Here is a 13,004-nt window from a genome sequence, read left to right as displayed (position 1 = left end):
GTCAGCATTTTTTGTTATCAGTTTATAGTTCCCTGTTTTCTGTTTTCAGTTCCCTAAATTATTTAATAATCTGTACTTCGAACATTTTGTTCCAGTTTTTACCTGTTAGGAAGAATGTCTTAGTCTGTGGGTTATAAGCGATACCATTCATTACATCTCTGTCTTCGTGATATGTAGTTAGGTTTAGTAATTCGCTGAAGTCTATAACAGCTTCTATTGCTCCTGTTTGAGGATTGATTACTGCTACTGCATTCTGTCCATAGAAGTTAGCATATATCTTACCATCTACCCATTCCATTTCATTAGCGTATGGAATAACATTCTTATCTGTATATACACTTACTCTGTCTATTTCTTTAAATGTTTCTGGATCTAGTTTATAGATAAACTCAGAACCTGATGTCATATACAGATGTTTACCGTCATTCGTAAGTCCCCAACCTTCCATCTTCTGAAAATATGGAAGTGTTTTCTCCTCTGTTAATGTTTCTGCATTGAATACATGAGCTTCATTGTTTTGATAAGTTAGTTGGTATAGTTTGCCATTTAGGATAGTACACCCCTCACCGAAGATTTCTGCTGGTTGTTTGTGAATCTTGATGACTTTACCTGTTTTATAATCTACTTGACGTACACTAGAGATTCCTTTTTTACCTGTTCCTCTTCCAGTGTTCGTTGTTCCTCCGCCTTCACCATTACCTGTACTTTCGTATAAAATACCATTGTAGAATTCTAGACCTTGTGTATAGGCTTCTTGGTCATGAGGATAAGTGTTTACTAATTTATAGCTGTAAAAAGCAGGAGCTTTAGGAGCTGTTATTTCTATATTTGTAGTGAATTCTTTATTCGAGTTTTCAGCATACGCGATAGCTTTAATAGTTGTTTTACCTAACTTTTGTTCACCTAAGTTTAGATTTAACACCTCATTTTTGATAGAAGCACCTACTTTTTTGTCGTTGAAGTAATAAATTACAGAGTCTACTTGCGCATTTTCGGTAGTTTTTAGACTCAGTTTTATGTCTTCATTTCCCTTATATAGCTGTTTTAGATGAGTAGTATCAATAGATAAAACATTTTTTTCTAAATTTTTTTTGTTCGAACAGCTCATAAAAGCTACTCCTAATACTAACGGAACTAGAATGTTATATTTTTTCATTGTCATTTTTTAATTTGATACAATATACAAATCTAATGCTAATAGTTGAAAAAGCTTGGAAAAATAAAAAACCGTTGTATATTTGCAGTGGCAAGTCCTACACGACCAGCTCCCTCTTAATCCTCCAGGGTGGGAACGCAGCAAAGGTCTGAGGTTGTAGCGGTGCGATGTAGGTAGCTTGCCATTTTTTTCTTATTAGTAGATCTCCGTGTTGGAGATTTTTTTTTTGCTCTAAAGTTTTTTCCTTTTACTTTGAATATCGTTGTTGGGTAGGTACGATTTTTGTTATTTTTGTATAAAAAATTTGTTTTGAAGAAGATAACAATTAAAATAGGTAAGATACTAGGCTGGTTCTTACTTAGTTTATTTCTAATATTACTACTTCTTATCGTTGCGATACAGATACCTGCTGTCCAAAATAAGGTGAAGGATTTTGCAATCACCTTTGTACAGGATAAGATAGGTACCCCTGTGTCCTTAGATAGGATAGAGATTGCCTTTCCTAAAAAAATAGTGGTTAAGAATCTTTATGTTGAGTCTCAGCAGAAGGATACTTTGTTATATACTAATTATCTAGGTGTAGATATTAGCTTATTCGCTCTACTGAAGAGCTCTGTCAATGTCAATAGTGTTCAGTTAGATGGACTAAAGACAGATATTAAACGCGATAGTCTAGGACGCTTTAACTTTGATTATATCATCGAAGCCTTCGCTTCAGAGGAAGAAGAGGATAAAGAGGACAGTAGTTCTATGGCTATAGATGTAGGCGAGATAAGCCTTAGCGATATCCAGGTGAAGTACAATGATGATTATGATGGTCATCACGTCTCATTTGGTTTAAAGAGATTTATTACACGTTTTAAACAATTTGATTTAGAGGAGATGAAATTTGCTATTCCTAAGATTGCGATTGCGGGAATAGATTTAAATTATAAAAAAGAATTGCCTTCTCAGGCTTCTATTGAGGCAGCACAGTTAGTTGTAGAGCCGATAGAGGAAGAGTCGAATACTTCTGTGATGCCTATAGTAGATTTAGGAACTATAGAGTGGACAGATAGTAATATCGTTTTTGAGGATAAGGAGAGTAGGTTATATGCTAATCTTGCGTTAGGAGCTTTTAAAACTACATTTGAGCAAATTGATTTAAAGAATCAACAGATAGATTTAAAAGAGATCCGCTTAGATGATACTAAGGCTGTAGTTCATTTACTTCCTATAACTATTAAGGCTAGTGAATCTGTAAAAGAAGAGGAAAGTGCTCCTGTCGTGGATGAGTCTGCTCCATGGAAACTAGGCATAAAAGAATTTGCTCTAAACTCTATTGATGTCAAGTTTGACAACGATAATTTTAAGGCATTATCTTTTGGGTTAGACCCTAATCATATCGCTTTTACAGATATTAATTTTGATTTAAAAGATTTTCAGTTTTCTCCTAATGTGATAAGAGGAAATCTAGAGGGGTTTTCTTTTAAAGAAAAGAGCGGGTTGCAAGTAGATAAGTTCAAAACTTATTTTCTATATGGCGATCAAACTACTTTTATCAAAGACTTCATTTTAGAAACTCCTAACTCTAAGTTTGACGCTAATGTAACGTTGAATTATAGAGATGTAAATAAGCTGTCAGAGCATTTAGAGGATACCTCTGTGGACGTACTGATAAAAGAGTCTTATCTAGGACTAAGAGATGTATACCTAGCCATGCCTACTGTTTTTGAAGAAGCTGGATTAACAAGTTTAACCAATAAAAATTTAGCTGTAGACATCAAAGCAAAAGGTATAGTAGGGGATTTGTCTATCGAACAGTTTTTATTGACTGGATTACAGTCTACAACTATCAATGTGGTTGGAAATATAAAAGGAGCTACTACTCCTGAAAAAGCGATAGTAGATTTAAAACTGAATAAATTTCAGACTTCTGCTAAGGATATCTTTAGCATCGCACCAAAAGGTGTGTTGCCAGCGAATATAGCGATTCCTTCGCACTTATCGCTATCAGGTAATGTAAAGGGAGGAATGAAGGCTATACAGTCTCAATTAGCCCTTAAAACGACTTCTGGTAATGCAGATGTAAAAGTGTTCTTCGATCAACACAAAAAGGGAAGTGAGAAATATAGTGTAGAAGCAAACCTTCAAAATTTAGAATTAGGGCATATTTTAAAGAATGATTCTATCGGAGCTTTAACGATGTCTTTTAAGGCTAATGGTGTTGGTTTTGATCCAGATAAAGCTGTAGCAAAAGGTGGTGTAAAAGTAGTTAGTGCTACTTATAATGATTATACTTATAACAATATACAATTAGATGCTGTCTTAGAGAAGGGAAGTTATCAAGTCACTTCAGTTAATGACGATCCTAATTTAAACTTTGCTATTGATGCAAATGGAAAATGGACAGATTATAATATCAGTTTAGACTTATTAGCAGACTTTAAGCATATTGATTTATATCGACTAAAACTAGTGGATGCTCCTGCAGTGTTTAAAGCTAAAATACAGACAGAGCTAAGTAATATCGTTCCAGATGATTTAGACGGAACAATAGTAGTTAGCGATTTGTCTTATGGTACAAAAGAACAGGTAATCACACTAAAACCGATCGAAGTTAAGGCTGTAACAAATGGAGTAAAAAAATCTTTACACTTAAACTCTGAATTAGTAGAGTTTGGTATGCAAGGAGAGTATAAGATGACTCTATTGGCAGATTTATTTACTAATTCATTGAAGAGCTATTTCAATAATGAGGTAGAAGAAAAACAGCAAAAAGAGCTAATAGAGGATGCTTCTAAGCCTTTGCCAAACCATTTCTTTGCTTATACGCTGAAGGTTAAGGATAATGGTATTATCCATTCTGTATTGCCTGATTTAAAAGAATTACAACCTATACAGTTTAGTGGACGATATGAGTCTGATTCTAATTATATCAGTTTGCAAGGTACTATTCCTTTAATCGAATATGGAGAGAATGAGATAAATAATATTTCTGTTGATGTTAAGCCAGTCGATGGCGCCCTTACCTACGCTTTAGACATAGAGCGCATTGCTAATGCTAGTATAGCATTAAAACGTCTGGCTCTAGAGGGGGATATTAAAAATAATACTTTAAGTTATAACTTAAATTTAAAAGATAAGACAGGAGCTCCTTGTTATTTAATAGCTGGAGAAGTCAGTACAAAAGAGGGAGATCTGATTCATCATTTGCGACCTGATGGTTTTGTGTTAGATTATCAAAAGTGGACTGTTGACCCTAATAATAGATTTATACTTAAACCCGATGGTTTCTATGCAAAAGACTTTAAACTAGCGTATAATAATAGTCTTTTAGCAATAGAATCTAAAGATGAAGTAGCCAATAGTCCAATGAAGTTGTCATTCAATGATTTTAGCATTGAGAGTTTGACTAAAATGATTAAAAAAGATGTGCTTTTAGCTAGTGGATTTATTGATGGTGAGGTGTATCTAAAAGATTTGGTAACAGACTTTAGATTTATCTCAGATATTGATATTTCTAAACTACACGTGATGGAAATAGGGCTAGGAGACTTACATGTTGGCGTTAAGAATGAGAGTGCGAGTAAGTTTATAACTGATATTACTTTACAAGGAGGAGAGAATAAGATATCTATCGACGGATGGGCTGATGCTGATACTCAGGAGATGAATATGAATGTGAACTTAGCTAAGTTCCAAATGGCAGCGATAGAGTATTTTGCTAAAGAACAGTTATCAGAAGCAGAAGGATTCTTCTCAGGTAATCTAAAAATAGGAGGGAAGTTTACAGATCCTAAAATATTAGGAGCTATGAACTTTAATGATATAGGTTTTCATGTAAATGGATTAAACGCTGACTTTAGAAAAATTAACGAAAAGATTTCTTTTACAAATAGAGGGATAGAATTAGATAAGTTTAGTATCACAGATACAGATGGAAATCTACTAGTGGTAGATGGGCAGGTACTTACTAAATCATATCAAGATTTTGCTTTTAACCTAAGTATTAAGGCAGTTGATTTTAAAGCAGTGAACTCTACGTCTAAAGATAATGAGATGTATTATGGTAAATTGGTTTTTGACAGTGATATTAAGATAAAAGGAGATTTAAATAAACCTATTGTTACTGGAGGAATAGAAGTCGGTAAGAAGACAGATTTCTCATTTGTATTACCACAGGAAGATCCTAGTATAGCAGATAGAGAAGGTATTGTAGAGTTCGTAGATCAGCATAGCTTACAATTAGCTGAAATGAGAAAGTATGAAGAAGATTTTAATAATTCAGCATTAAAAGGGTTAGATGTATCTGTTTCGATTAAAGTAGATAAAGAAGCTAGTTTTACTATGATAATGGATAAATCAAGTGGAGATAAGATCATATTAAAAGGAGAGGCGGACTTAGTAGGAGGAATTGATCCATCAGGTAAAGTAACTTTGGCTGGAAGATATGAGTTCTCTCAAGGTTCTTATGATTTGTCTTTCAATATGATGAAGAGAAAATTTGAGATTGAAAAAGGAAGTTATATTATCTGGGCAGGAGATCCTACAGATGCTAATCTACACTTAACTGCTATCTATGAGACAAAGACTGCTCCGATAGATCTATTAGGAAATCAGCTAAGCAGTCTATCTCCTACACAGCAAAATATGTATAAGCAGAAGATACCATTCCAAGCTTTATTAAAGATGGAAGGAGAATTACTGAAACCCGAGATATCTTTCGATGTGCAACTAAAAGAAGGAATTACAAGTGTATCAGGAGATGTGCTAAGCAATACGAAGACGAAGTTAGAACAGTTAAGACAGAATGAGTCTGAACTAAATAAACAAGTATTTGCGTTATTGTTATTAAACAGATTTATAGGTGAGAATCCTTTTGAGAGTAGTGCTGGAGGAATGAGTGCAGGGTCTATGGCTAGACAGAGTGTGAGTAGATTATTATCAGATCAGTTGAATAACTTGGCAGGTAACTTAATTGCAGGTGTAGAACTTAACTTTAATTTAGAATCTTCAGAGGATTACTCTTCAGGAAGTAAAGAGAATAGGACAGATTTAAATGTTGCAGTGTCAAAACGCTTATTCTCTGATCGATTAAAAGTGACAGTAGGAAGTAGTTTCGAAGTAGAGGGGAATGCTCGTGAGAACGAGCAAGCAGCTAATATAGCAGGTGATATTGAATTAGAATATGCATTGTCAAAAGACGGTAGATATTTAATGAAAGTGTATAGAAAAAACCGTTATGAGGTAGCTCTTCAAGGTCAAATTGTAGAGACAGGTGTCGGATTTATAATAACAATGAGTTATGAGAGATTCCGCGAATTATTTGAACGTAGTAAAGATAAAAGACAATTAAAAAAGCAATTAAGAGATGAAGCTAAAGCAGAGTAAAATATATAATGGATTAGCAGGATGTCTTGGATTATTATTTATATTTTCATGTAATACAACTCGTCATCTGGCAGAAGATGAGTATCTGTACTCAGGAGGGAAAGTAGTAATTAATAGTGACTCATTATCCAAGTCTCAAAAGTCTGAGATGAATGATGAACTTCATGGTTTACTACGTCCTATTCCTAATGCCACGTTGTTAGGTATGCATCCTAAATTGTTTTTTTATAATCTAGCAGGAGATCCTGAAAAGAGTAATAAACTACGTCGTTGGATGCGAAATAAACTAGGTGAACCCCCTGTATTATTTGACCAAGTAGATATGGAGAACAATAAAGCTATTCTATCTAATCGATTAGAGAATAAAGGATATTTTAATGTAGATGTGACTTATGATACCGTTAGACCTAGTGATAAGAAGAAAGGGGTGGAATACACTGTAACTCCAGGTGAACAATATAAAATACGCGAGTTTACCTTTGCAAAAGACTCTACAGGTATCAAGCAAGTATTGTCTCAAGCTATGCCTTATACAAGATTAAGAGAGGGAAGAGCGTATGATTTAGATGTTATTAAAGATGAGCGTACTAGATTTGATAATTACTTAAAGAATAAGGGATATTATTACTTCAGTGCTGATAACTTATTAGTACAGGTAGATAGTAGTGTGGGGCATCATCAGGTAGACTTAGCTTTAAAAATCAAAGAGAATACACCTAAATTAGCACTAGAGCCTTATACCATCGATAATATTTATATATTTTCAGACTATGTTTTGTCTGATACGAATTATATGCAGGCTCTTGACTCTGCACAAGTATATAAAGATTTTAAAATAGTAGATCCTAAAGGAAAGTTTAAACCATCTATCTATGATAGAGCAATTCATTTAAAACATGGAGATACGTATAATAGAAATGACCATAATTTATCTCTAAACAGATTGGTAAGTTTAGGTGTTTTTAAATTTGTGAAGAATCAGTTTGAGATATCAGATAGTTTAAATCATAAATTAAATGCTTATTATTTTTTAACTCCTGATAATCCTAAGGCTATTAGACTTGAGTTGTTAGGTAAGATGAATTCCGCTAGTTACAATGGAGCAGAATTAAATCTGAACTGGAGTAATAAGAACTTTATGAGAGGAGCTGAGGTGTTTTCTGTGTCTGCTTATGGTGGAGCAGACTTTCAGATGTCATCAGCTAATAATGGATACAATGTATACAAGGTAGGTCTTGAGACTAGTCTGACTTGGCCTAAGATAATTTCTCCATTTAATCTACAATCTACTAGTGCTTACATTCCTAAAACTCGTGCTATTCTTGGAGGAGAATATCTAGAACGTAGTCAATTATATTCATTACAGTCATTTAAAGCCTCTTGGGGATACTTATGGAAGGAAAGCGCTTTTAGAGAACATGATTTGAAAATATTTGATATTAATTATGTAAAACCTGGGCATGTCACTGATTATTATAAAGAGTATGCAGAGGGTAACCCATCACTAGAAAGGGTATTAGATAAGCAATTGACTTTTGGACCTACTTATACCTATACTTATACAAATACTAGCAAGAAGTTTAAAAAAGGGACAATATATTATCGTGGTGGATTAGATTTATCTGCTAATATCACAGGTTTATTAATGGGGGCGAATGTGGATAAGGATAGGGAAAAAAGTTTGATAGGTGTACCTTTTAGCCAGTATGTGAAAACAGAACATGACTTTAGATATTATTTAAAACTAAGTAGAACTTCTCAGTTAGTAAGTAGAGTACATGCAGGTATAGGTGTAGCTTATGGTAATTCTAAGCAGATGCCTTATACGAAGCAGTTCTATGTAGGAGGGTCTAATAGTATTAGAGCTTTTAGAGCACGTACTTTAGGACCAGGTTCATTTAATCCAGAGATTAACAATGCTAAGTTTATACCAGATCAATCAGGAGATATGTTGTTAGAAATGAACTTAGAATATCGAAAAAAATTATTTAGTATTGTTCATGGAGCACTGTTTGTTGATGCAGGAAACATTTGGAACTTAAACGAAGTATCAGATCGCCCAGGAGGTAAGTTTAGTGGTGATTTTTTAAATGAATTAGCAATAGGAGCAGGAGCAGGTCTTCGATTTGATGTAACATTCCTAGTTCTTCGTTTTGATTTTGCTTTTCCATTGCGCGTGCCCTATCATGCATCTGGCGAACGTTGGGTAATTGATGATATCAATTTTGGAAGTAGTAGATGGCGAAAAGACAATCTGATGTTTAACTTCGCTATTGGGTATCCTTTCTAATATGTGTGGAAACAATACACAAAAAACTCCCCATCTTTTCCTATTGTGGAAAGTTGGGGAGTTTTTTTTAAAATATCATAATGGATTGAATATAAAATAGATATGTGGTTTGTTATTATGTCTATAGGGTTTGGCATGGTTTTGTATATATACTATTACAGTAAGGTGTTATAAAAAAGTAAAGAAGTTGTAAAACTTCCTGCTTTTGAAAAAGAAAATTTAAGTGTTTATTTAAAAGTTATGTTATCGAGAGATAACAAGTTAGATCGTTAGTAAGGTGAAGAAGAGAAATCTTCAGGTGAATAGGGAGCTTAGGCTCCCTTTTGCTGTTTATAATGGTTAATTTATGGTCTACATTGGGAATGAATGATAAAAAGTTTAAATTTGCATTTAGCACATAAAAAATAAAAATATGAGTCACAAGATTCTGGTTATAGATGATGATGTTCCTTTCTGCGAAATGCTAAAAACTTTTTTATCTAAAAAAGGGTATATAGTATCTAATGCATTTAGTAGTACAGAAGCAGAACAGTGTATTAATGAAGAGTGCTATGATATTGTTCTTACAGATGTTAGACTACCTGATAGTAATGGTCTAGAGTTACTTAAATATATAAAATCAAAATGTAGAACTTCACAAGTTATTTTAATGACGGGATATACCGAAATTAAAACAGCTGTGAATGCAATGAAGTTAGGAGCATTCGATTATGTAGCTAAGCCAATTAACCCAGATGAAATACTTTTGACAATTAAACAAGCGCTCGAAAGAAAAGCTAGTGTGGAAAGTGGCGAACCTTTAAAATCGAAAGCTAAGACTACGGTGGTAAAAGATGTAGAAGATACAGATGAGAATAGTATAGAGCTAGATTATGTAAGAGGAGAAAGTAATGTGTCTAAACAGTTACACGAGTACATTGATTTAGTAGCACCTACTAATATGTCTGTTTTGATTATTGGAGATAGTGGTACAGGTAAAGAAAATATAGCACATTCTATTCACTTAAAAAGTAAGCGTAAGGATAAACCTTATATTGCAGTAGATTGTGGTGCTATTCCTAAAGATTTAGCTTCTAGTGAGTTCTTTGGGCATATTAAGGGATCTTTTACAGGAGCAGTTACGGATAAGGTAGGACACTTTGAAGCGGCTAATGGAGGAACCATATTCTTAGATGAGGTAGGTAATTTATCTTACGAAGTACAAGTGCAATTACTAAGAGCACTTCAAGAACGAAAAGTAAAGCCTGTAGGGAGTAGTAATGAAATAGATGTAGACATTAGAGTTATTGCTGCAACGAATGAGGATCTGCCAAAGGCAGTAAGAGAGGGTGAGTTTAGAGAGGATTTATATCATCGATTAAATGAGTTTGGTATTGTTGCTCCTAGATTAGCGGATAGAGGGGCAGATATATTAATGTTCGCAATGCATTTCTTAAACGAATCTAATATCGAACTTGAGAAAAAAGTAAAAAAATTCTCTTCTGAGGTAGAGTGTATCTTTTTAACTTATGATTGGCCTGGGAACTTAAGAGAAATGAAGAATATTATTAAAAGATCAGTTCTTTTGACTCGTGGAGAGGTAATAGAAAAAGATGTACTGCCACAAGAGATTCTCGTGCCAAAATCAGAAGTGATTAAAGCTAATGTAAGTAACGAAGCAGTAGAGGATGATCTCAAGTTGTTCTCTTCTAGAAATGAAGAACAAGCTATTCGTACTGTATTAGAAAAAGTTAAGTTTAATAAAACTAAGGCTGCACAGGTATTAGGAATAGATAGAAAGACATTGTATAATAAAATGAAATTGTATAATATCGAATTATAAAATTTAAAAGTGTTGAAGATGATTCAACACTTTTTTTTTGTACTCAATTTTAGGTTTAGTGTAAAGTATAGTTCATATTAAAAGTATAAGTATATCTCTACTTTTATTTTTACCTTTGCTTAAAATAAGAGAAGTAGAGGATATGGATATAAAAACGCTAATACATCATAATTTAGATGAGTTATTTTATTTAGCTGATAAAAAGGAAATTCTAGATACAGATTTAGTTGTGAAGATTGGGGCTTATGTTGGTGCTGCTGTATTAAGAGGAAGATACGCAGATCAGAAAGAAGTTACTATAGACGAAGTAAACGGAGTGTTTGGTATTATAGGAGACTTCTGTAGAGAGAGTTTTGGAGGAAGAAGTTTTTCTAAAACACATTTTAAAAAGATGACAAGCTTATCTCTTGAACTAATTCAAGAAACAACGTTTGATGCAGATGTGGAAGAGTTTATAGCATCATTGAGAAGCTAATGAAATCGCGATATATTTTTAAAAAAGCCTGTGAAAGATTTATATTCACAGGCTTTTTTTATGCTCAGTTATCATGTTAGTGTAGAGTGCTTTTATTACCATATAGTATTGGTAATTAGTTGATAGGTTGAGTTTTGAAACATTTTTACTATATTGTAGTACACCAACAAAAAACAATCAAATGAAAATAAAAACAATAGAATCTAACAGTCATGCACATGCTTATCAACTGTTGATAAAAGATTTATTAGAGAACTCGCTTCGTGTTAATCCAAAACATGAAATAGTTTATAAGAACCAAGAGCGGTTCGATTATTATGAATTGTATAGTAGAGTGAAACAGCTGTGTAATGTATATAAAGAATTAGGATTAGATGGAGGTAGTGTTGTAGGAGTTATAGATTATGACAGTCATCGCTATTTAATGAATTATTTTGCAGTTCCTATTTCGGGAAATGTGTTGCATACTATTAATTGGCGTCTAGCTCCAGAGCAAATGCTTTATACTATTAATCATGCAGAAGATGTGGTATTAATTGTGCATGAGGATTTTGTCCCAATAATAGAATCGATTAAGGATAAAATGACTACTGTAAAGCAGATTATCATTATTCGCGACCACACTAATGAAGTCAAGACAATTTTATATATAAAGGGTTACTTTGACAACTTAGTTACTTCTTCTTCGAAAGAGTATAGTTTTCCTGATTTTTCTGAAGAAGCAGTAGCAACTTTATTTTATACAACAGGAACAACAGGAGATCCGAAAGCGGTATATTTCACTCATAGACAATTAGTGCTACATACGATGGTAGAGATGAGTGTGTTATCTCTGATGAATGAAGGGTTTAAAATTACATCAAAAGATGTGTATTTACCTTTAACACCAATGTTCCATGTCCATGCTTGGGGCCTTCCTTATGTAGCGACAGCATTAAGTTTAAAACAAGTGTATGTTGGTAGATTTGAACCACAGAGTTTCTTAGAAATCTTTAGAAAAGAGAAACCAACGATATCACATTGTGTACCTACGATATTAAATATGTTATTGACTAGTCCTGCCGCTAGTGATATTGATTTTTCAAATTGGAGTGTATTAATAGGAGGGTCTGCTTTGAGCAAACCATTAGCAAGGAGGGCTATGGAAAGAGGTATATCAGTAGTGACAGGATATGGTATGTCTGAAACTTGTCCATTATTAACGACTTCATATCTATCTTTAGAGACTATTAAAAATGATTTAGAGTCTCAATTAGATATTAGAACAAGGACAGGTAGAGCTGCATTACTAGTGGATTTAAAAGTAGTAGATGAGGAAGGTGTAGAAGTACCTAAAGATGGTAAAACACTAGGAGAAATAGTAGTAAGAGCACCTTATCTTACCATGGGATATTATAAAGATACTAAGAAGAGTGAGGAGCTATGGGCAGGAGGCTATTTGCATACAGGAGATATTGCATGGATTAATGAGAATAATGATGTAAAAATAGTAGATCGTTCTAAGGATGTGATTAAAACAGGAGGCGAATGGATGTCTTCACTTGCCTTAGAAGAGATGATAAGTAGTTATCTAGGTGTTATAGATGTTGCTGTAATTGGAATTCCTGATGATAAGTGGGGAGAGCGCCCTTTTGCCTTAGTAGTAAAAAAAGTAGAAGTAGATATTACCGAAAGAGACCTAATAAATTATATGCAAAAGTATGTTGATAAGCAAGTTATAAATAAATGGGCTATACCTGATCGTTTTGTATTTGTAGACGATATTCCTAAAACAAGTGTTGGTAAAATCAGTAAGAAACGTATACGAGAGTTGTATGAGCTAAATCAATTAAAATAGTTGTTTGGTCAAGTACTAAATTTGCGGTAACTTCCAAGCCGTAAATTAACT

At 33.6% G+C, this 13,004-nt stretch carries 6 protein-coding genes and 1 other RNA gene; 6 read left to right on the top strand and 1 reads right to left on the bottom strand.

The features are described 5' to 3' along the window. Window positions 1–58: 58 nt before the first annotated feature. Window positions 59–1,156, bottom strand: coding sequence for a glutaminyl-peptide cyclotransferase (locus HX049_RS11225; protein WP_286415863.1), 1,098 nt, complete (start codon window positions 1,154–1,156; stop codon window positions 59–61). Window positions 1,157–1,244: 88 nt separating this feature from the next. Here HX049_RS11225 and ffs point away from each other — a divergent pair. The 6 genes from ffs to HX049_RS11195 all read left to right on the top strand — a co-directional run bounded on the left by ffs (window position 1,245) and on the right by HX049_RS11195 (window position 12,953). Continuing rightward, an RNA gene (gene ffs / locus HX049_RS11220) (signal recognition particle sRNA small type) lies at window positions 1,245–1,343 on the top strand. Window positions 1,344–1,465: 122 nt separating this feature from the next. Continuing rightward, window positions 1,466–6,529 carry a translocation/assembly module TamB domain-containing protein gene (locus HX049_RS11215; RefSeq protein ID WP_286415862.1) on the top strand — a complete coding sequence of 1,688 codons (5,064 nt, stop codon included), beginning with the start codon at window positions 1,466–1,468 and terminating at the stop codon, window positions 6,527–6,529. Further along, on the top strand, window positions 6,510–8,819 hold the full coding sequence (locus HX049_RS11210) for a BamA/TamA family outer membrane protein (protein ID WP_286415861.1): 2,310 nt from the start codon (window positions 6,510–6,512) through the stop codon (window positions 8,817–8,819). Before HX049_RS11215 ends, HX049_RS11210 begins: the two co-directional genes overlap by 20 nt. A 412-nt stretch (window positions 8,820–9,231) precedes the next feature. Continuing rightward, entirely contained in the window at window positions 9,232–10,641 is a 1,410-nt protein-coding gene (locus HX049_RS11205) for a sigma-54-dependent transcriptional regulator (RefSeq protein WP_286415860.1), read from the top strand. Between the two features lie 142 nt (window positions 10,642–10,783). Beyond that, on the top strand, window positions 10,784–11,116 hold the full coding sequence (locus HX049_RS11200; protein WP_286415859.1) for a hypothetical protein: 333 nt from the start codon (window positions 10,784–10,786) through the stop codon (window positions 11,114–11,116). Between the two features lie 181 nt (window positions 11,117–11,297). Beyond that, complete coding sequence (locus HX049_RS11195; RefSeq protein WP_286415858.1) at window positions 11,298–12,953, top strand: fatty acid--CoA ligase; 1,656 nt, start codon at window positions 11,298–11,300, stop codon at window positions 12,951–12,953. Window positions 12,954–13,004 lie beyond the last annotated feature (51 nt).

The organism is Myroides odoratimimus (assembly GCF_030326305.1).
Classification (GTDB): domain Bacteria; phylum Bacteroidota; class Bacteroidia; order Flavobacteriales; family Flavobacteriaceae; genus Flavobacterium; species Flavobacterium odoratimimum_A.
Note: the sequence above shows the minus strand (reverse complement) of the source record. Positions and strands in the feature narration are given on the sequence as shown.